The following is a 19,479-nucleotide window of genomic DNA, read 5'->3' as shown; positions in this document are numbered from 1 at the left end:
GGTTAAATACAAACCGAGTACATCCAATGGATTTGTTAATGAGAATGGCTTGTTCCTTTGTTGGATACAAACGAAATTGAAACGCTTTGTGCATGAGTTCACCTCCCTTGTACTTAATTATATACGGGGATGGTTAGACTTACGAGAGGGGAAAATGTCCCTCCCTCGTCTAACGCGCCGATTCATCCCCCACTTGTAGAAGTTGGGAGTATTCTCGGCGCAATTAAGATAAATCGCAAATACAAAAGGCACATTAATCGCTTCCATCCACGTAATACCTCTCTTCAATAGATAGAAAATCATAACATTCATGCGAATGAACACAAACAGACAGCACGCAAATAAGAGCATGTTGCGATGGTGATTCCCTGAGGGAAGCCCTAAAGCTTGATTTCCCTGGTAAAATAATAACCATACAACAACCATCAAGAACAGGCATTGTAAAGTAAGAATAGTTAGTCTTTGTATCATGGATTTGTCGGTTGAACCATACATGAGATCGACTCCTTTCTAACCTGAAAAACAGCAAACACCCCCGGTCTAAGCGTAAAGGTTAGCGGCCTAGCACTTAGGTGGGGGCGTTTCACTTCCCATATGCGACCGGCCGAAGCCAGCGTTATATGCAATGACAGTCAGGTAGCCGCCCGACTATCTTTGATATTGTATGACGATTATATCCAAAATATTGCCTTCTGTAAACCAGTCCCATATCCAGATATCAATAAAAAAGCCCTCGATGGAGGGCTGTCTCTTCCTTCTATTGCAACGAACGAACATCATTGATAATGCGTTCAACATCTGGTTGCATTGCGTTATACGTTGCCATGACTTTCCCTTCTTTATCCATCAGATAAAAAAGAGCTGAATGGTTAATCACAAGCTGTCCCTCTGTCTCCTTAGGGTCCTTACGGACAATGGTTGCGCCAAAGGCTGTTTGCAAAAACCGTTCCATTTGATTCTCACTATCATGAGTAAGGAAGCTCCAATTGTCAAAATCAGCATGAAGATTCTTTCCATACCGTTTTAACACAGGAGAAGTATCGTATAAGGGGTCCACACTAAAACTCACCAATTGTACATCGTCTAATCCTGACTCAGACAACTTTTTTTGCAAACGAGACATATTCGCTGTCATCGGGGAGCATACATCTGGACAACGTGTAAAAATCATATCCGCAATCCAAACCTTACCGAGCACATCTTTTCGCCCAAAAGCTTTCCCGTTTTGATCGTGATAGGAAAACTCAGGCACTGGTAAACTATTGGCTCCTATCTTATCGGATGCCGAGGGTAGCGCATGGTTTTTTTCTTCCCCGAGGTTCCACCATCCCACCCCTACAATAAGAGCCGCCAATATTAACAATGTGGTCGGTTTCATCGAAAAGCCTTTTCTGTCCCCATGCATACCATCCCTGTCCCCTTTCCGGACGGAGGAAGGGTTATGGACGAACGGTAATGGTCTGGCTGTCCATCACATGACCGCCACGGGCAGTGACATGGTACATCACTTCATATTCCCCTGTTTGTTTGAAGGTTTTTTCAGCGACATACATGCCATCACCCATCCGTTTCGTCTTTAGGGATTCCTTTTTGTCATCATCACCCTTTGGCCATATCTCAAAGCGAACCTTATCAGCATCATTTACCGGCTTACCCTTTTGGGAGATCATGGCGTGAATTTCGACAGTTTTCTCTACTTGAATCGTTGTTGGATTGGTCATCAGATCCACTTTCACATTTTCTGTTTGTTGCTCCATTGACTTATGGTCTCCCGAATGTTCCTGGTGCTCAGTATCTTGTGCTGAACCACAGGCGGCTAAGAAAACGATACCCGTGACGATTAGACATAGGACTCCCCATCGTCTCCACTCACTCCGTACCATCAGCATCTTGTCCTTTCTGTTTATGATGTATGGTGAACCTGTCCGATTTATTCCTAAGAAGTGCATCCACACCCATGCTCTCCATCCATGGCCTGGGTTACACGATGGATCGCATCCGTAAAAGAAAGCACTTCCCCGCCTAATCCTTTGACAAATCCATTCGCTATTTTCTCTTGTTCAAAGCAGAGAAGTTGAGGACGACAACAACCGACATCAACGATGCCATTCAATACATACCAAGCCGCTTGCGCATTGATGGTGGTATTACTAAAAAAATCCTGGCTAATCACTTGAACGTCGCTACGGTTTAATTGATGATAGCGAAGCAATCCACAATGGCTACAACAAGTGGTCTCCACGCGATCCGGTAAAATCAGTCGAAAGGCCAATCTCGAATCCACAGACCGTCCACATAGCATACACTTCCCTTCAACTTCCAATGAAGGTCCTTCTTCTTGCTTCGCTAGCGCCACACCACCGTATACTTTGTATGCCCAGCCCTCTTGTAATAGCGGTTGAATATCCCGATAAATGGTCATCTCTGAAACACCTAACTCCGCGCTCAATTGAGAGATCTTCACGTGACCCAATTCCTGAATACGTGCTCGGATCTGTTCTTGGCGTTCATGGGGTAACAAACTACACGCCTCCTTCCCTCTGTAAAGTTATCACATCTTTTAACATCCTCTCTCAGTCTACTTCTCTTTCATTTGCTTATCAAATGAAACGTCGATAAAAAGGCGGCTTGGATTTCTTCTTATGTACAGCAGAAATTCCCCTTGTTTCTCTCATTGATGATTTACGGGAACGCCACCCCCCACAGATTAGAAATTCGATCGCACTTCCTGTTTGACGGCTTTAATCCACGCATCCATCATCCGACGGGTCACAATACCCGGCTGACCATCAGCAAAAGTATGTTCCCCGATACGAACACAAGGAAAGGGTCCCCATGTCGAATTGGTAAAAAACGATTCATCCACCTGATAACATTCCTCAGGTTCCACTTCACGTTCCTCCACAACCATTCCTAATTCCTGGGCCTGTCTCAACACCCATTTCCGGACCGTCCCTGGCAAGGGACCTTGGTTCAGAGAAGGGGTAATCAGCCTTTCTCCTCGGACCAAAAAAAGATTCGCTGAAGCTCCTTCACACAGTTTCCCTTCCGTGGTTAGCATGAGCCCTTCTTCCCTCCCCTTTTCCAACGCCTCCTCCCGCGCTAAAATACTTTCTAAATAATTGAGTGATTTGACACCGGAGAGAGGGGATCGAGGGTTTTTTTGAATGGAAACGAAGGTAGCAGAAATCCCCTCTCGGTATCGCTTTTGATCTAACACGTGTTCTTGCGCCATCACCCACCAAGTCGGTTTCGACAGGTGAGAAAGTAATTGACCAAATCCACCTTGTCCCCGGGTCAATGTCAGACGAAGATACCCTTGATTCACTTGATTGGCTTGAATAATTCGCTTCATTCCCTTCATCAACTCACTCCGACTCGGTACCTTTGAAAAGCGGAGTACATTCGCTCCTTCTTCGAGGCGAGCGAAGTGATCATCGACAAAAAGGGGCACACCTTCTTCTACACGTAGGGTTTCAAACAACCCATCCCCATAAGATCCCCCACGATCAAGGACAGATAACCTCCCTTGTTCATGGGGAACCAGCTCTCCATTCATCACAAAATAGGACCTCAAGATTGGGGTCACCTCCTGGTTGCTGGAGTCGTTGTCCACTTATCAATCGCTTGTAACATTCCCTTTCCCTTCGCGAGGGTCTCCTCATATTCAAGGCCAGGATCTGAATCGGCTACAATTCCTCCCCCTACACGATAAGAGAGGCGTCCAATCTCTTCTCCGACCCAGACCATTGTTCGGATTGCAATATTCCATTCCGAAAATCCACGGGGATCTACATAGCCGATCGAACCCGTATAGATACCACGTCGTTCCCCTTCCAGTTCGTGAATAACCTGCATCGACCGAATCTTCGGCGCCCCCGTAATCGACCCTCCAGGGAAAGTCATTCGTAAAACTTCTCCTATGCTCACTCCTTCAGTCAATCGACCCGTTATCCGAGCGGATTGATGCCATACGGTAGGATGGGGATTAATTGCGAATAACTCCGGAACGTTTACAGACCCTATCTCACACACCCGCCCTAAATCATTCCGCTCCAAATCCACAATCATGACTAACTCCGCTTGATCTTTTTCACTTGTAGCTAATTCCTCTTTATAATCGCGATCCTTTTCTTGTGTCTTCCCACGCGGCCGTGTTCCTTTAATGGGACGTGTCTCAATTAAATTTTTTTCTTGACGAATAAATTGCTCGGGCGAAGAAGAAAGAATTGTATATCCAGGGAATTTCATATAAGCGGCATACCTCCCGGCATTGGTCTCTCGTAACAACCGATATAATGAAAAGGAGTCCCCTTGTACTTTCCCTTCTACTTCATAGGACAAGTTCGCCTGATAGATATCCCCCCGGGATATATATGCATGTATTTGCTCCAGCTGCTTGTGGTAGGTTTCCCTATCTGTTTTTGCGACCATTGGCTCGATCACATTGCCCATATGGATAGGCTCAGCCGCTTGTAACGCCTTCACCTTTTCCACAAGCCTTTCTACCTCAGGTTCTGGATCCTCTTTTAAGGTAGAAACGACCATCCAACTCTCTTTTTTTAATTGATCGAGCACAATCACTTTTCCAGGGATCATCAAGGAAACATCAGGGAGTGAGTCTTTTCTGTCTTTCGGCTCCCCAATCCACTCTTCATCCCATGCCGCTTCATAGGAAAAATACCCAATCACGCCTGATAGAAAGGGTGGAGCATCGTCAGGTAGTTGATCAAGCAAGGGAACCATCGCAACCAAATCGTCCAAAGCTGCAAATGGACTCCACCCACCTCCATGATTAAGTGAACGACTGATCAACGGGTTCCAAGCGACGATATCATAGCGTCCTTTTCCACAACTATCTAAATAAACCCCCACTTGGGATGCCCCAACGAAATGATAGTATAAGTCCACTGCATCCTTCTGTACATTCAATCGCCTCCAAGCAATCCGCACTGGCGCCACCTCTATATCCTCTTGATCGATTTGCTTCTATTGTAGCTCAAGATGATCAGACGCCAAAACTCTGATCATCTAAGAAACCCAGGTGCCAATACGACACCTGGGTTTCTTAGAAAAATCGTTAGCCAATATGCCTCTTTTACTCAAGGACTCCAATTCCTCTACTTAATTGACAGCTTTATACTCAATTAGGTCAGTCGCCCCTGCATCTGCAAAACCCTTCAAACGCAACCGACAACTGTCACACTCTCCACACGCCAGCTCTGCTCCTTGGTAACAAGAGGTCGTCAACTGATACGGTACGTTCAAGCGAAGCCCTTCGCGGATGGTATCCGCTTTACTCAAGTGGATCAACGGTGTTTTTAACTGAATTTTCCCACCCTCCGCCCCCGTTTTTGTCGCTAGACGAATGGTCTCTTCCAAATGAGCAATAAATTCCGGGCGACAATCTGGATACCCACTATAATCCACCGCAGATACCCCAGTATAAACCGCCTCAGCGCCAATCACTTCAGCATACGCTGCTGCAAGGGAGAGGAAAATTAAATTCCGAGCAGGTACATATGTGGAGGGAATCCCTTCCTCAGGATCCGTAGGAACTTGAATCCCTTCTTCGGTTAAAGCACTTCCGCCTATTTGGCTTAAAAAGCTGATATCCACAATTCGATGTTCTCCTACTTCATAGAAGCGAGCAACTTCCTTTGCCTGCTCTACTTCTCGATCATGACGTTGACCATAACAAAAGGTCACTGGATAGAGATCATACCCCTGCTCCTTCGCTAGCCCCATGCATGTGGTGCTGTCCAATCCTCCCGATAAAACAATCACGGCTTTTTTCGCCATGCTTATACGCCCCTTTCTGCTGGGTCCCAAATAAATTTATGAAGTTGTAAACTGACCCGAACATTGGAAAGGGAGTGTGCCAACACCCACTCCACCAACTTTCGAGGAGAAAGCTTTTCAAATACAGGGCTAAATAGCACCTGCCCTTGTTTATGATAGCTCTTAATCACATCGACAGCCTTAAGAAAATCCGTTTGATTTCCAATAACAAACTTTACTTCGTCCCGTTCCTTCAAGCAATTAAAATTGCGATGAATCATCTTATCGGCCTCACCCGATGCCGGTAATTTATAATCCATGACAAACCGAACCTTCTCCCCCCATGGCTCCTGCTGACGCAGATCATGAAAAGGGATTAAGTCGATTGCACCGTTGGTTTCAATGTGTACATCGTCTATCTTCTGAGGAAGTGCTAAGGCTTTAAGTAATGCCGCAGACTTCTCTCGATGCATTAAGGGCTCTCCACCTGTAAAACAAATGCGTCGACTTGCAAATCGATGGGCAAAAGCTGCGATCTCCTTCACTGTCGCCTCATACTCTGGTTTCGCAGGGGCGTAGCTATAGGGAGTGTCGCACCAAGTACATCGCAAATTACAGTGAAATACCCGGACAAAAATTGTAGGAAATCCTGCGCCACTGCCTTCTCCCTCTACGGTTTCAAAGACTTCAACCATTGGTAGCTTCCACTTTTCATAGTGATCAGGGTTCGACAAATCCCAGCCATTACTCATCTTCTTCCATCCATTCTCGCTTCAACGTCGCCCAACTTGTTGGCGTTTCATGTAATACAATCTCTTCAAGACGATGACCTTTCTTTTTCAAACCATCCTGCTCTAATCGTGCATCAAATTGCTCCCAAATCCATACGATCATATTTTCTGCGGAAGTATTCATATTCGGCAGGACTTCATTTAAATAGCGATGATCCAAACGGGCATCGATTTCTTCTTGATACATCGTTTTGATATCTCCAAAATCGACAGCAATCCCGACATCATCCGTCAACCCACTGATTGTGACAGCGAGTTGATACGTGTGACCATGAAGATTCTTACACTTCCCTTCATAGGCGTGAAGATGATGCGCCGCGTCAAATGTGAAGGATTTCGTCACAGCCACACGCTTTCGATGGTATCGCAACTCCGAAGGTTTAATATCGACTCCGAGGCGTTCTACCTGATCTGGTATCTTAAATTCCACGACAAATACCCCTTTCAAAAAGGGGGAACCATGATGAAAACAAGCCTTCCTTCTAATCTAAGAAAGAACGCAACTATTCCGATCGGTCCCCTAGTTTTGTTTTTAAAGAGTGGTGGGTTTACGACACTCTTCTCTTCCTTTAAATCTATCATGGGAGTCACGTTACGGCAAATGCCCATGACTAACGTTCAGTAATCTGCCAAATCCACCCCAAAGGTCACGCATTTTCATAAATTGATGGGAGATTTAATTTTTAATTTTCAAATTTATCAGATCTAAGAACGCCAGTTTATGCCAAAAACAACATATATCATAGACAAATATTTTATCTAAAACCAATAGCATTCCTTTTTACGAGCCTTGTTACATTATTTGTTAATTAATTAAGATAAATTTCATCAAGCATATTTACAAAAAATCAGATTAGGCTTATTATTCATATATAAAAACTAATCCCACTATGCAAATAGGATTAGTTAAAAATTAACAGATCGGTAAAACAACCATTGAGGTATGCATAGAAGAAACCATCTGTTAAGCAACCAGAATCGTAGTTTGCTTTAAGTCGATAGGGTTGTTATTAAATCAAACTACGACAACAAGCAAGGGGGGAAGAAGGACTTTACCAAATATATTACATTGAAAAATCAGTTTTTTCAAAAAAGATGTCAGGAGGAAATACATTCCTGAGATCATCGTTTCGTGTGATTTAATCATCAGAATATTAGAAATAAGGAGCGTGACGTATTGAATTCTTTCAAAAAAATGACCTTTGCACTGGCGGCGATGGGACTTGCTTTATCGGTACCTTTGACCTCTCTTCACGCAGAGGCTGCCTCTAAAGGCTCCCATGCAATCAGTTCCGATAGCATTATCGTAAAATTCAAAAATAATCCTTCGCAGGCAAAAAAGAAGTCCCTCATCAACAAAGTGGGTTCTCAATTAGTCTCTGAGAATAAAAAAGTGGGCTTCTCTGTTGTCAAAGTAAAAGGAAAAAGTGTAAAGCAGGCACTAAAAGAATATCGGAACATGTCCAATGTCGAGTATGCCGAACCTCGCGTCACGTACCACGCTACATGGACCCCAAATGATCCGATGTACGCAAGTGACCAATACGGTCCTCAGAAGATGTCCTTGCCGCAAGCCTGGGATATCACTAAGGGAAGTAGTAATGTTACGGTCGCTGTCGTGGATACCGGTGTACAAGCCAACCATCCTGACCTTTCTGGTAAAGTTGTTCAAGGATATGACTTTGTGGACAATGACAGCAATGCCAATGATGAAAATGGTCATGGTACTCATGTTGCAGGGACCATCGCAGCCAATACAAACAATGGTGTGGGTGTTGCAGGGGTTGCACCTAACGTAAAAATCATGGGTGTACGCGTATTGGATGCTGAGGGTTCAGGTACAAACGATGCTGTAGCCGATGGAATTACTTATGCAGCGGATCATGGCGCAAAAGTAATTAACATGAGTCTTGGTGGAGCAGACGAATCCCAAGCGATTGAAGATGCGGTCAACTATGCATGGAACAAAGGCGTTGTCATTGTTTGTGCTGCAGGGAATGAGTCCACTTCCTCACCTTCTTATCCTGCCTACTACTCTAAAAGCATCGCAGTAGCAGCAACGGACTCCAATGATAAACTCGCTTATTTCTCTAATTACGGTAGCTGGGTAGATGTGGCTGCACCTGGTGTAGACATTATGTCCACCTATATTGGTAGTAAATATGAATCATTAAGTGGAACCTCCATGGCTTCCCCTCATGTTGCTGGTCTAGCAGGTCTCCTTGCATCCCAGGGTCTATCTAACACACAAATCCGTGCGGCTATTGAAAATACCTCCGATACGGTTTCCGGCACCGGATCCAAGTTTGCCCACGGTCGCGTAAACGCCTATAAAGCCCTTAAAGGCGAATCAAGCGTTGATGATAGCCAAGACGCTTACGAACCAAACAATAGCTTCTCTCAAGCTTATGGAATCAGCTCGGGTTCAACCTATAACAGCAAAATCAACAGCTCCTCTGATATCGATTACTACAAATTCACTAGCAAATCCAGTGGCTATATCAACCTGAACCTCACTAACCTTCCTGATGACTATGATTTGTACTTGTACAACTCAAATGGTCAACAACTCACTAAATCTTGGAATGGTGGAACCAGTTCAGAATCGATTTCTTACTATGGATATTCTGGCACCTACTATGCAATCGTCGTCGGTTACGATGGTGCTTACAGCAGTTCAAAGAATTACTCTCTAAAAGCCAGCTACAAATAAGAAGTCTTCACTTTCAACATCGTTAAAAAAGAGCCGTCTCCTTTTCCGAGGTGACGGCTCTTTTTCTATTGAGTAAAAAGAATCGGAACCCTTTACCCTAAACCAAATTGGGCCATTGGCGAATACATCGGCGACCGATATAAGTGGGTTTGATATAAAATCATCTCATCTACCGTCCAGGATAGTTCTCCATGTAATGGAGGAAATTCAGCCAGACGATCATGAGGAAAGTCATTACGTCCATACTTTTTAGCCAAGGTAATATGTGGCTGGTAGCGGCGCTTCTCTTTGGTAAAACCTAAAGGCTCAACTTTTTCAGCGACTGTATGATAAAGCGATTGCAACCGGTGCAGATCACCACCAAGCCCTGCCCATAAAATTCGAGGATGAGTCGGGACTCCAAAGAATCCAAAATCCCGAACTTGAAGCTGAAAGGGATCTTCCTTCGCTACGATTTGCTTCAATTCTCGTTTTACTTTACGAGCTTGTTTAAAGGTACACGCTCCTAAAAATTGCAAAGTAATGTGATAGTCTGATGGGTGTACCCACCGCTGAAAAGGGAGCTGTTTTTGCATCGATGCACTCCAATGTGACAAGGTAACACGCTGATGGTCAGGGAGAGGAATGGCAATAAATAATCGATACAAGGGATTGGAACTCATCACTTGCACCCACCTTTACGATCTGGCCATCCTACATGATAAAAACGGTGGCCTTTTATTATAAGATGTCCCAAGATCGTTAATTGACCCTAGCCATCGCCCGAATAGGAAATCCCCTCCCTAATTAATACTGGGAGGGGATTTCCTATGGTCAATCATAGTGCTTTCTTCGCAGCTTCAACTGCTGCTTCATAATTGGGATGATCCGTTGCTTCAGGAACAATTTCAGCATGTACGATCTTATCCTCAGCATCAACGACAAACACTGCACGAGCCAAAAGACGCAATTCTTTAATCGCCACTCCAAAGGCTATACCAAAAGATAAATCGCGATGATCGGATAAGGTTTGCACTCGATCAATTCCTGCTGCTCCACACCAGCGCTTTTGAGCGAAGGGAAGGTCCACCGATAGGGTCAATACCTTGGCATTATCGCCAAGAGCGGCGGCTTCTTCATTAAAACGACGTGTCTGGGCGTCACAGACCCCTGTATCCAATGAAGGAACGACACTGATGATGCGTACTGATTTGGCAGTATCCGCAAGGGTTACTGGACTTAAATCATTGGCAAGTACGGTAAATTCAGGAGCTTTATCTCCCACTTTTAACTCCGAGCCTAACAATGTGACGGGGTTTCCTTTAAAGGTAATTGCACCTTGACGCTCAGCTACCATGGGATCTTTCCCCTCCTTTATGTAATTACACTCGTATTCTAACATATTTTTTAGATGTTCCGGACACGATGGATACCACAATCTTTTTCAACAACTTTTGAATGTGTTACCCTCATAGAGAACCAACAACCGATTATCATACCGTAGCAAGGAGAACACCACCATGACTCAACCGCTGTTTTTAAAGCCCGTCTTCAAAGACCGCATTTGGGGCGGAACTGCACTTAAACGGTTTGGATATGATATTCCCTCGGATCATACCGGAGAATGTTGGGCCATCTCCGCCCATCCAAATGGATCGAGTATCGTTCGAAACGGTCCCCATGAAGGAACATCCTTGGATCAATTATGGGTACAACATCCTGAGCTATTTGGTCATTTTCCAGGAGAGACTTTCCCACTGCTGACCAAAATATTGGACGCGAATACGGATCTTTCTGTTCAAGTGCATCCAAATGATGACTATGCGAATCAGTATGAAGATGGCGAACGGGGAAAAACCGAGTGTTGGTATATCATCGATTGCGCACCCGGTGCAGAATTAATTCTGGGTCATCACGCCACTAGCCGTGAAGAACTCCGGCACAACATGCTAAATGGGGAGTGGGAATCTCTACTCCAGCGTGTTCCCATCCAACCTGGCGATTTTTTCTATGTCCCCAGCGGAACCCTCCATGCATTGGGTTCAGGCACGCTCGTACTTGAAACGCAACAAAGTTCCGATACAACCTATCGTGTTTACGATTATGATCGTGTAGACGCAACCGGAAATAAGAGGGAGCTTCATATCGAGAAAGCCCTGGATGTCACCACCGTTCCCCATCGTAACAATCCGCTCAAGCCACAATTACAAAGGGTAGACGGCGGGGAGCGGAGAACCTTTGTTTCATCTCCATACTTTACCGTTCAAGGATGGAATCTCGACGGCAGGATGACTCTCCATCAGGAACAGCCCTTCCTTTTAGCGAGTGTAATCGCTGGATATGGAGAAATCGAAACCTCTTCAGGGGTCTTCTCATTTAAAAAGGGAGATCACTTAATCCTCCCCCATGACTTAGGGACCTTTTTCCTTACTGGGAAAGCCGAATGGATTGTTTCCCATCCCTAGGTTTGTTCAACCCCAGTTTTTAAATGAAATAAGGAGTGTCACTCTTGGTAGAATGACGCTCCTTTTGTTTTGACACCAAAAAATTATTCATTTGTAATCCTTTTGTAGTGGCTTTTTCACTAGTTCTTAAGTATGATTTTGATAGCTGAAGGATTCCACCTAAAGGAGATCATATATGGCTACACTTCAACAAACCACACAGGTCTCTTGGAGAGGATCACAACCCTTACTACAGAAAGCATTGCGAGGTAGTGGGTTTGCCATGCTCAATCTAGTCGTACTCGTCATCCCTACCTTATTGGCCATCAACGGGTTCTCTCTCGCACAAAACTGGATATTTAGTGAAAAGGATGCGATCTATTTTCACTCTTATTCCGATACAACCTTTAGCATGATTTCCCTACTTCTCATTTTGGCGCTCATGTTTTTTTGTATCCGTGCCCTCCAAAATGGTTCCCGACAGATTCAGCAATCCATACGGTTGTTTCGCATACTCGTCATCGTTTCACTACCGCTTCTACTTTTCACCTTTGATTCTTACTTGATGATCGGGCCCGATCACATTGTTCAATCCCCGATCAATAATGTAGGGCATGAAATATCTCACAACTGGAATGATGTTGAGTCCATCTCAGTCAGCCATACCTTCGATGCCGAGGATGAGCTGTTTACCGGCCAATATATTCTTCATTTTGCAGATATGACAGATTTAGAAATTTGGCAGGCTGGAGGAATGAGTCTCACCCATTTACAACAGGTGAATCACTTAGCCTCTACTCATCATATTCCTATTTTCTCATCCACTCCTCTTAGCCCTGTTGAGATGAGTTTTTTACAGCAAAGTAGCATTACACCCAGTGAAGTTTCCTTCCTAAAGCAATTATTTTATCAATGAACACCCTACAAGGTGTTTTTATTTTTCCATTCAACTAGAACGTAGGGATTTCCATTTTGAATTTATGTGTTAGATCGCTACATAAACGTTGATAATACGCCTCTGTAACCGTTCCCTTTGCTCCTCGTAAAATTTCACGCGCATAATGATCAGGAGGAGCTACCTCCCTTTGCTTGTTTACGACAGTAAAACTGAGTGCATGAGCGTACAACTTCCCTTGTAATTCAATCGGAATCCAAACGGGGCGATAGGTTTGTTGGTGAACACCTTCACGCCAAAGCAAATATTCAAGCCCTTTGTGAGTAATCTGATACACTTTTCCCTCAACGGTATCCTGTGGATCTTCTACAATATCCGCACGCCCACCATCCGCATAAGAAAGCGTATAACGCATGGCATACCCCTTAAGTACAGCCCCCCCTTTCACGCGACTAAATTCTTCACCAACCCCTTGAGCAATAAATCGTTCATTATCCATACACGATCCATAGGCAAAATAGTAAAATTGGTCGCCTTGCAAAAGGCGCGTTCGCCAATCTCCACTCGGTATTTCGCTCATCCATACCTCTCTCGGCCCACCATAAAAATAAGTCTCTGCCTCCCATGCACCTTGGTCAGTTCCTACACGCACCGATCTACGCACAAACAAATTGTTCTCTCGCTCAGGTTGATAATCCTCCCATTGATCCACTCGTGCTAACTGACTTTTCGACACCCGATATACCTCACCGTACGCTTTTTTTGATGGGTCGGGGAGTAAAGCTGGATACTTTCCTTTCATATCATAAAGGGCCCCTTCCACCCATGCTTGCATGGCGATCGGCTCAGCATCCTTTAAATAATGATTGGCTGCTTCTCCACGAAGTAACGTCCCATAAACAAACAATAGAATGGATTCATCCACCATCAATTTCCCCTCCTTATATGATTGTAGGTACTCGTTAGTTAACAAGCCACCTGATTTTCAGCTCCCACTTCACGCTGTATCGTCAAAATAATTTTTGGACGCCTACAAAAAACAGATGTAATCTCCCCTTGCCACCCCCTCTTTTTTCCTTAATTTGATAAAAAAGAGGGTTGTAAGATTCCTCTGTCGTATACATATGAAACAGAGAGAAAGAAAAGAAAGAGGGTCCAAATTATATGGAGGAATGGCAACCTCAAATCATGATTGGTTTGTTCTTTGTTGTTGGCATATTCTTATCCTACATGGGTGCAATCTTCATTGAGAAAGGGATTGAACGAATTCGCCACAAGTTACAACTATCTTCTTCTAGGGCCACTCATAAAGGAAAAGATATTGTCAAACGAGTCCATTAGCAAAAAGCCCTTAAACGGGCTTTTTGTTTTTGGATGCACGTGGTGTATTTTTTATTTTTTCTCTAATACGACTAGGTTGGCTTTTAATGCCTCATTATTGGCATCGCTCACGATAAAGAAAGGAAGTACAGGACCATAGGTAAACTGCTTCCCAAAATGACGATCAATGGCTTCAGGTGTAACTAATGTAAACCAATCCCCATCCGGTCTGTGTTCACGACAGCCACGTAATAGGACTTTTCCTCCTGGACGCAATACCCGAGTCATCTCTTGAACAAACTGCTCACGTTGTTCCTCTGAAATTACATGGAAGCAACCACGATCATTAATAAAATCGATACTTCCCGTTTCAATAGGAAGGTCGAGCACATCACCTTGCCGTAAATCAACGTGAACTCCCACCGCGTGGGCCCTTTCCTTTGCAATCTTCAACGCCTCTTCGCTAAAATCAACGCCAATTACGTGATACGACTGGGTTGCCAAAAAGATCGCTTCATTTCCCGCACCACAACCGACATCCAACATCTGTGCACCTGCAGGAATCTTCGCTGTAGCAATAAATGAGACGAGTTCTGCTGAGGGGTAAGCATAATCCCACATGTTTTGAAATTCACCGCTCGTATACAACGCATCAAATTGCTCCTTCACACGAATCGCCCTCCTTAACGTCTGCTCCTTTCTATGTATTTTCCAAAGAGGGGTACCATACCTGCCTCATTATTTTCTTTTAATTCAGTAAACAGAATCCAGTCTTACCTTTCTTCCTTCAACAAAAAAACCTAGCATTTGCTAGGTTTTTTTGCGATGCCCTACCTTTAATAATACGGAGAAATCATTAAGTAAACGATCACACCCGTGATACTCACATAGAGCCATAATGGCATGGTCCAACGGGCAATTTTCCGATGCTTCTCCACTTTGAAGTTGATTCCACGAAAAAAAGTAATCAGTGCCAAAGGAACAATCACCACAGCAAGTACGATGTGCGTCAGTAGAAAGAAGTAGTAGACGTACTTAATCGGTCCATCGCCCCCATATGAAGTACTCGGTGCGAGAGAATGATAGGTAAGATAGGTGACGAGGAAAAGTGTGGTGGTTGTAAATGCCGCATAGATAAATCGCTTGTGCATGGTTACATTTTTTTTCAAAATAAAAATTAATGCCGCCACCAAAAATACCGTTGTAAAACTATTAAAAATCGCGTTGAGCATGGGTAAAATCGTTAGATCAAAATGATCGAACCCGTTTGCCTTTGGCATAAAAAATAGCACGGCTACAATCGTATTAATGGCAATGGATAGGATAACGACCCAGGGTGTGTAGTTTCCATCCTTGGGTGGCCCATATTGTTCATTGGTCTTCTCATTGGATTTGTCAGCCATTTCGATTCACCTACCTGAGAAAATGATTCTTCTCCCTCAGTATAGCACCCGATGACAAAGGTCAAACCACGGAGTATCACGATTCCGTGGCAAATACCGACCCTTCATGGGATTCCAATCGCCAATCAATTTCCTTTTGTCCATCTTCTCGGAGTGCATGATTAATGGCAGAATAAGGGCGGCTATCAAAGAATCCACCTCGTGCGGATAAGGGCGAAGGATGCACGGACTCAATCACCATGTGACGTTCCGTATCGATCCACTGTTTCTTCTTTTGCGCATAGTTTCCCCATAATACAAACACCACCCGGCTGTCCTTCTCACTTACCTTGCGAATGATGGCATCCGTAAATTTCTCCCACCCTTTGTTCTTATGGGAATTCGCCTTTCCTGCACGAACCGTCAACACAGCATTTAACAATAATACACCTTGCCGGGCCCATGGAATTAAGGACCCATTTTTCACGAGCGGATAACCCAAATCATGCTCCAACTCTTTCATCATATTACGTAAAGAAGGAGGAAGCCTTACACCGGGCCGAACCGAAAATGAAAGCCCATGGGCTTGTCCTTCACCATGGTAAGGATCCTGGCCCAAGATTAACACCTTCACATCTTCATAGGCAGTATACTGAAACGCAGAAAACAAATCTTCCTCTGGTGGGTAAATCGTATGTTCTTCTCGCTCATCTTGTAAAAACTGCTGTAGATTTTGCATATACAGGTGATTTAGTTCTGAGGCAAGAACCTCATTCCAGTCATTCGGTAAGGAAAATGTCATGATGACCCTCCAAAGAAAAATAGGATTCTTTTAATTTACCATGAATACAGAATTTCTGGCCGCTTCATTTTTTAAAAGAGGGTCTACTTCTATCTAACCCTTGTCCCCTCCCTCTCTTTCCCGTATGATGGGCACAAACGCAAGTAAAGGAGCGATCTACTATCAAGACCACCGATTTATGTGATCAATATGTCGATCAACTACAAATTGCCGAGCCCCTTTTTACTAATTTCGGAAAAAAGAAACAATTCTCTGGCCCCATTGCCACGGTAAAAGTAAAGGAAGATAACGTATTAGTCGTCGACGCACTTGAAACCATCCCTGAAGGGAGTTTGCTCGTAATCGATGGAGAAGGGTCGAAGGCCTGTGCGCTCATTGGGGATCGCCTTGCGGGTATTGCCGTTTCACGTAAGCTTGCAGGACTGATCGTCCATGGTTGTGTAAGGGATACGGCTGATATCGCAACGATGGACATGGGCGTTCTCGCCCTTGCTCCCATGCCTAAGAAAAGTGGAAAAGAAGGAACTGGGGAGCGCAATATCCCCGTTTCTTTTGCAGGGGTCACATGGACTCCTGGTCACTATGCCTACGTCGATGAAGATGGGATCGTCGTTTCTCAAAAGCCTTTGCAACTGTAAAAAGAGCCGAAATCGGCTCTTTTTTTGTTACTGCCTCCACAGACATGTTAATCATTGACTATCAGTGGATAGGCGCCTACTTCAGAGTTTTTTTCATCGACTTGTTTCAGTATATCTTTTGGTAACGTTTGGTCTGATGCTGTAAAAGCTGCACTCTTCCCTCCAGGAATTTTCACGTCAAGATAATCGTTGACGACCGCCAGGAGATGCCCTTTTCTATCTCGTAGCGTTGCAGAAAGGAGGATATCTTTCATCTCGGCTTTGCTTTGATTCTTCACCGTTCCCTTGATACTCACTTTCCCGTGATCATCCTTCTGTCCCACGATATCAGTCAACTGAATGTGAGGGATCGGTTTAAGGGCAGGAATGGCATGGGGCTTTACAATAACGCGATGCAACTCTTTAGGATCCTTAATGGATGTTAAATCATGAACGCTACCGACATAGGCCGTCTCCCCTGGTTTTACGATCTGGGGGACGATTGTCAGCACCTCTTTTTTAGCGATGACCTTCCCATCCTTATTTAAAAATTGAAGCTGAACCGAATCAAATTTGACTGCTTTTTTTCCTGTATTTAAAATTGCAGCTGCCCCAACCGCTTTCACTTTCCCATGTTTATCCTTCCAAGCTTGACCCGTTTCTTCTTTCGTTTCTACTCGAAGGTTTTCTTTTCTCTCCTGCTTTGCTACCTTTTCTGCTTGTAGCACTTTGGCGCGTTTTTGTGCCGTTCCTTCTTCATCCGATTGACACCCCGCCAAAAATATCATTCCAGAGATCAAGATCATGCCATGTCGTATCCATGTATTCACGCTACCACGCTCCTCTCCTCACAAACGATCACGCATCCTCTTTTTCTACTCAACCACCTTATCAAAAAAAAGCCTCCTTACCAATTCCCAAAGGAGGCCCATCACCAAAATCACCCTACCTCTGATTCCCTTTACTCCCTCATCCACCCAAATTCACTAGGATACGACCGCGCACGCCACCTTTTAATATCGTCTCCAGAGCTTGTGGCAATTCATCTAACGTAACTTCAGCGCTCCCGATCTCCTCCAGAAGAGATTCTGGTTTTAAATCGGTAGCTAAACGCTTCCATACTTCTCGGCGATATTCATTACTAATATGTGCCGTATCAATACCCAAAAGATTCACCCCACGTAGGATAAAGGGAAACACGGTCGTTGAAAAATTTGCACCAGCAGTTAAACCACTTAGAGCAATGGAACCGCCAAAGGAGACAGTGGATAAAAGATAAGAAAGAATTTCCCCACCTACTGGATCCACTGCACCTGCCCATTTTGCTTTTGCAAGGGGGCGTTTATTGGACTGGAGCAGCTCCTCGCGCGCCACAATTTCCACTGCCCCCAATTGTTTCAAATAATCCTGTTCGGTGGCTTTCCCCGTTCCGGCAACAACCTCATATCCACGTTTGGCTAACATTGCCACTGCGGTACTTCCCACTCCCCCCGTAGCACCTGTGACGAGAACTTTTCCTGACGAAGGGGCTAATCCGTTATCCTCCAATCGTTGCACGGACATCGCAGCAGTAAAACCTGCCGTACCAAGGATCATCGCCTCTCGTAGCGTAAGTCCTTCTGGCAGCGGGATTAACCATTCGGCTGGCACTTTTGCATATTCACTAAACCCACCAAAGTAAGAAACGCCAAGGTCTGCACTGGCAACAATTACTTCATCTCCTGCTTTAAATTGTGGATCATTCGAATGAATGACCCTGCCAGCTAGATCAATTCCAGGAATCATCGGATAGGATTCAATAATACGGCCATTCGGAATACTTGCCAATCCATCCTTATAGTTCACACCTGACCAAGCGACTTTTACCAAGACATCCCCTTCTGGGAGTTGATTCATCTTAAGTTGTTTAATTCCGGAGGTAAATGAACCTTCACTCTTATCGACAACGAAACTTCGAAACGATTCAACCATCATGAAGCCCTCCTTGCGTCAAATTTCGATTGACCCTCCCCATTGTACCATGACACAAAAAAACCCCCCTCTACAGGGAGTTCCCTAACAAACCATCAGTAGTGAATGATCATACGATCCCAATGGTTCTACCAGGAGCGTTGATGATGCTCATTCCCAGTAGGGATCCGTAAAAGGGCTAACTTCCACGTAACGTGTTCCGCGTGAATTTGAAAATGGTACGATCCATCCCCAGGTAGATTAACCGTCATGGTATGATGACCAACCGTTTCACTATCCTCTTCGTCTAAAGGCAACCCCATTACGACCTGTCCATCTTCTCCAAAAAGCTGTGCTCGAAATACCGGTGTTTCATCACGATCTACTCGAGCAATTAAAGACCATGTCACGGTATACCAGCCCTTATCCAACACTTGAGAGCGGGTACGATAATCTCCTGCACTTTCCTGCCAATGCGGGCCCCGGTCGTCGAAAGTGTCGGCATCCACCGGCGCAATCCGCTCATCTGTCAACAATGTTTTCTCACTGAACACCGTGATGACCGTTCCTTTCTATCAAAGCTGCGGCCCCTACAAACGTCTTCTTTTATTCCACACCTTTGTGTTCAATAAATTTCTGAAATGCCTACGATCTTCTCCATCATAATAATCCCATGATTTTTAGACTCTGCTTTAATGTTCGAGTTAATCACCATGAACCCCTGCCCACCTACCCAAACAGCCTAGGCGCTATAATCCGTGGATATTGTAGGATTCCCCCTCGAATACTCGCAATCTCCTACCAC

24 protein-coding genes and 1 pseudogene are annotated in these 19,479 nt (G+C 44.6%); 7 read left to right on the top strand and 18 right to left on the bottom strand.

Annotated features, from left to right (window positions below; translation table 11 throughout):
• The 9 genes from CHX35_RS10955 to queD form a co-directional block, all read right to left on the bottom strand.
• On the bottom strand, window positions 1-94 hold a 94-nt coding region (locus tag CHX35_RS10955), incomplete at its 3' end, for a helix-turn-helix domain-containing protein (protein ID WP_140413599.1).
• Between the two features lie 663 nt (window positions 95-757).
• Window positions 758-1,378, bottom strand: a complete 621-nt coding sequence (locus CHX35_RS10945; RefSeq protein WP_176392036.1) for an SCO family protein — start codon at window positions 1,376-1,378, stop codon at window positions 758-760.
• A gap of 61 nt (window positions 1,379-1,439) precedes the next feature.
• Window positions 1,440-1,757, bottom strand: coding sequence for a FixH family protein (locus CHX35_RS10940; protein WP_217895881.1), 318 nt, complete (start codon window positions 1,755-1,757; stop codon window positions 1,440-1,442).
• A 179-nt stretch (window positions 1,758-1,936) separates the two neighbouring features.
• Window positions 1,937-2,521 carry a DeoR family transcriptional regulator gene (locus CHX35_RS10935; RefSeq protein WP_091837414.1) on the bottom strand — a complete coding sequence of 195 codons (585 nt, stop codon included), beginning with the start codon at window positions 2,519-2,521 and terminating at the stop codon, window positions 1,937-1,939.
• A 186-nt stretch (window positions 2,522-2,707) separates the two neighbouring features.
• Entirely contained in the window at window positions 2,708-3,577 is an 870-nt protein-coding gene (locus CHX35_RS10930) for an aminotransferase class IV (protein ID WP_091837412.1), read from the bottom strand.
• An 8-nt stretch (window positions 3,578-3,585) separates the two neighbouring features.
• Window positions 3,586-4,962: an aminodeoxychorismate synthase component I gene (gene pabB, locus CHX35_RS10925; RefSeq protein WP_176392034.1), complete on the bottom strand. Its 1,377-nt coding sequence runs from the start codon at window positions 4,960-4,962 to the stop codon at window positions 3,586-3,588.
• Window positions 4,963-5,124: 162 nt separating this feature from the next.
• Window positions 5,125-5,802 carry a 7-cyano-7-deazaguanine synthase QueC gene (gene queC / locus CHX35_RS10920; RefSeq protein WP_091837409.1) on the bottom strand — a complete coding sequence of 226 codons (678 nt, stop codon included), beginning with the start codon at window positions 5,800-5,802 and terminating at the stop codon, window positions 5,125-5,127.
• Window positions 5,803-5,804: 2 nt separating this feature from the next.
• Complete coding sequence (locus tag CHX35_RS10915; RefSeq protein ID WP_091837408.1) at window positions 5,805-6,533, bottom strand: 7-carboxy-7-deazaguanine synthase QueE; 729 nt, start codon at window positions 6,531-6,533, stop codon at window positions 5,805-5,807.
• Entirely contained in the window at window positions 6,526-7,002 is a 477-nt protein-coding gene (queD, locus tag CHX35_RS10910) for a 6-carboxytetrahydropterin synthase QueD (protein WP_091837406.1), read from the bottom strand. Before queD ends, CHX35_RS10915 begins: the two co-directional genes overlap by 8 nt.
• A 33-nt stretch (window positions 7,003-7,035) precedes the next feature.
• Between queD and CHX35_RS17580 the strand changes: the two genes are divergently transcribed.
• From CHX35_RS17580 to CHX35_RS18185, 3 genes and pseudogenes are all read left to right on the top strand, one after another.
• Window positions 7,036-7,197, top strand: coding sequence for a hypothetical protein (locus tag CHX35_RS17580; RefSeq protein WP_176392033.1), 162 nt, complete (start codon window positions 7,036-7,038; stop codon window positions 7,195-7,197).
• 570 nt (window positions 7,198-7,767) lie between these two features.
• Window positions 7,768-8,943, top strand: a pseudogene (locus CHX35_RS10905) (S8 family peptidase); the annotation flags it as partial.
• Between the two features lie 42 nt (window positions 8,944-8,985).
• Entirely contained in the window at window positions 8,986-9,285 is a 300-nt protein-coding gene (locus CHX35_RS18185; RefSeq protein ID WP_483869405.1) for a pre-peptidase C-terminal domain-containing protein, read from the top strand.
• A 92-nt stretch (window positions 9,286-9,377) separates the two neighbouring features.
• On the opposite strand, the gene thpR is transcribed toward CHX35_RS18185, so the two are convergent.
• Both thpR and tpx read right to left on the bottom strand, forming a co-directional pair.
• Entirely contained in the window at window positions 9,378-9,947 is a 570-nt protein-coding gene (gene thpR, locus CHX35_RS10900) for an RNA 2',3'-cyclic phosphodiesterase (protein WP_091837404.1), read from the bottom strand.
• Between the two features lie 155 nt (window positions 9,948-10,102).
• Window positions 10,103-10,621, bottom strand: a complete 519-nt coding sequence (tpx, locus tag CHX35_RS10895) for a thiol peroxidase (protein WP_091837402.1) — start codon at window positions 10,619-10,621, stop codon at window positions 10,103-10,105.
• 163 nt (window positions 10,622-10,784) lie between these two features.
• Between tpx and manA the strand changes: the two genes are divergently transcribed.
• Window positions 10,785-11,729: a mannose-6-phosphate isomerase, class I gene (gene manA / locus CHX35_RS10890; protein WP_091837400.1), complete on the top strand. Its 945-nt coding sequence runs from the start codon at window positions 10,785-10,787 to the stop codon at window positions 11,727-11,729.
• Between the two features lie 175 nt (window positions 11,730-11,904).
• Window positions 11,905-12,624 carry a hypothetical protein gene (locus CHX35_RS10885; protein ID WP_091837399.1) on the top strand — a complete coding sequence of 240 codons (720 nt, stop codon included), beginning with the start codon at window positions 11,905-11,907 and terminating at the stop codon, window positions 12,622-12,624.
• Between the two features lie 34 nt (window positions 12,625-12,658).
• Here the strand turns inward: CHX35_RS10885 and CHX35_RS10880 are convergent, their stop codons facing one another.
• Complete coding sequence (locus CHX35_RS10880) at window positions 12,659-13,531, bottom strand: gamma-glutamylcyclotransferase family protein (RefSeq protein WP_091837397.1); 873 nt, start codon at window positions 13,529-13,531, stop codon at window positions 12,659-12,661.
• 236 nt (window positions 13,532-13,767) lie between these two features.
• Here CHX35_RS10880 and CHX35_RS17575 point away from each other — a divergent pair, with 236 nt between their 5' ends.
• Window positions 13,768-13,944: a hypothetical protein gene (locus tag CHX35_RS17575; RefSeq protein WP_176392032.1), complete on the top strand. Its 177-nt coding sequence runs from the start codon at window positions 13,768-13,770 to the stop codon at window positions 13,942-13,944.
• 51 nt (window positions 13,945-13,995) lie between these two features.
• On the opposite strand, the gene CHX35_RS10875 is transcribed toward CHX35_RS17575, so the two are convergent.
• From CHX35_RS10875 to CHX35_RS10865, 3 genes are all read right to left on the bottom strand, one after another.
• Window positions 13,996-14,592 (bottom strand): class I SAM-dependent methyltransferase, encoded by a 597-nt coding sequence (locus CHX35_RS10875; protein ID WP_091837395.1) that lies wholly within the window; start codon window positions 14,590-14,592, stop codon window positions 13,996-13,998.
• Between the two features lie 167 nt (window positions 14,593-14,759).
• The gene (locus tag CHX35_RS10870) at window positions 14,760-15,326 is read right to left on the bottom strand and encodes a DUF420 domain-containing protein (protein ID WP_091837393.1); all 567 of its coding nucleotides are present in this window, start codon (window positions 15,324-15,326) and stop codon (window positions 14,760-14,762) included.
• A 76-nt stretch (window positions 15,327-15,402) separates the two neighbouring features.
• The gene (locus CHX35_RS10865) at window positions 15,403-16,107 is read right to left on the bottom strand and encodes a uracil-DNA glycosylase (RefSeq protein ID WP_091837392.1); all 705 of its coding nucleotides are present in this window, start codon (window positions 16,105-16,107) and stop codon (window positions 15,403-15,405) included.
• 161 nt (window positions 16,108-16,268) lie between these two features.
• On the opposite strand from CHX35_RS10865, the gene rraA reads away from it, so the two are divergent.
• Window positions 16,269-16,745: a ribonuclease E activity regulator RraA gene (gene rraA, locus CHX35_RS10860; RefSeq protein ID WP_091837390.1), complete on the top strand. Its 477-nt coding sequence runs from the start codon at window positions 16,269-16,271 to the stop codon at window positions 16,743-16,745.
• Between the two features lie 47 nt (window positions 16,746-16,792).
• On the opposite strand, the gene CHX35_RS10855 is transcribed toward rraA, so the two are convergent.
• From CHX35_RS10855 to CHX35_RS10845, 3 genes are all read right to left on the bottom strand, one after another.
• Window positions 16,793-17,554 carry an FxLYD domain-containing protein gene (locus tag CHX35_RS10855; protein ID WP_091837388.1) on the bottom strand — a complete coding sequence of 254 codons (762 nt, stop codon included), beginning with the start codon at window positions 17,552-17,554 and terminating at the stop codon, window positions 16,793-16,795.
• Window positions 17,555-17,693: 139 nt separating this feature from the next.
• On the bottom strand, window positions 17,694-18,695 hold the full coding sequence (locus CHX35_RS10850; protein ID WP_091837387.1) for an NADPH:quinone oxidoreductase family protein: 1,002 nt from the start codon (window positions 18,693-18,695) through the stop codon (window positions 17,694-17,696).
• 128 nt (window positions 18,696-18,823) lie between these two features.
• The gene (locus CHX35_RS10845) at window positions 18,824-19,228 is read right to left on the bottom strand and encodes a hypothetical protein (RefSeq protein WP_091837385.1); all 405 of its coding nucleotides are present in this window, start codon (window positions 19,226-19,228) and stop codon (window positions 18,824-18,826) included.
• Window positions 19,229-19,479: the final 251 nt, after the last annotated feature.

Source organism: Marininema halotolerans, from assembly GCF_900116235.1.
GTDB lineage: Bacteria > Bacillota > Bacilli > Thermoactinomycetales > DSM-45169 > Marininema > Marininema halotolerans.
This window is presented reverse-complemented; position numbering and strand designations above follow the sequence as displayed.

Coding starts and splice junctions, on each gene's coding strand:
- CHX35_RS10945 (WP_176392036.1), bottom strand. CDS start 1,378: ATGAAACCGACCACATTGTTAATATTGGCGGCTCTTATTGTAGGGGTG.
- CHX35_RS10940 (WP_217895881.1), bottom strand. CDS start 1,757: ATGGAGCAACAAACAGAAAATGTGAAAGTGGATCTGATGACCAATCCA.
- queC (WP_091837409.1), bottom strand. CDS start 5,802: ATGGCGAAAAAAGCCGTGATTGTTTTATCGGGAGGATTGGACAGCACC.
- CHX35_RS10915 (WP_091837408.1), bottom strand. CDS start 6,533: ATGAGTAATGGCTGGGATTTGTCGAACCCTGATCACTATGAAAAGTGG.
- CHX35_RS17580 (WP_176392033.1), top strand. CDS start 7,036: ATGAAAACAAGCCTTCCTTCTAATCTAAGAAAGAACGCAACTATTCCG.
- thpR (WP_091837404.1), bottom strand. CDS start 9,947: ATGAGTTCCAATCCCTTGTATCGATTATTTATTGCCATTCCTCTCCCT.
- tpx (WP_091837402.1), bottom strand. CDS start 10,621: ATGGTAGCTGAGCGTCAAGGTGCAATTACCTTTAAAGGAAACCCCGTC.
- manA (WP_091837400.1), top strand. CDS start 10,785: ATGACTCAACCGCTGTTTTTAAAGCCCGTCTTCAAAGACCGCATTTGG.
- CHX35_RS10885 (WP_091837399.1), top strand. CDS start 11,905: ATGGCTACACTTCAACAAACCACACAGGTCTCTTGGAGAGGATCACAA.
- CHX35_RS10880 (WP_091837397.1), bottom strand. CDS start 13,531: ATGGTGGATGAATCCATTCTATTGTTTGTTTATGGGACGTTACTTCGT.
- CHX35_RS17575 (WP_176392032.1), top strand. CDS start 13,768: ATGGAGGAATGGCAACCTCAAATCATGATTGGTTTGTTCTTTGTTGTT.
- CHX35_RS10870 (WP_091837393.1), bottom strand. CDS start 15,326: ATGGCTGACAAATCCAATGAGAAGACCAATGAACAATATGGGCCACCC.
- CHX35_RS10865 (WP_091837392.1), bottom strand. CDS start 16,107: ATGACATTTTCCTTACCGAATGACTGGAATGAGGTTCTTGCCTCAGAA.
- CHX35_RS10850 (WP_091837387.1), bottom strand. CDS start 18,695: ATGGTTGAATCGTTTCGAAGTTTCGTTGTCGATAAGAGTGAAGGTTCA.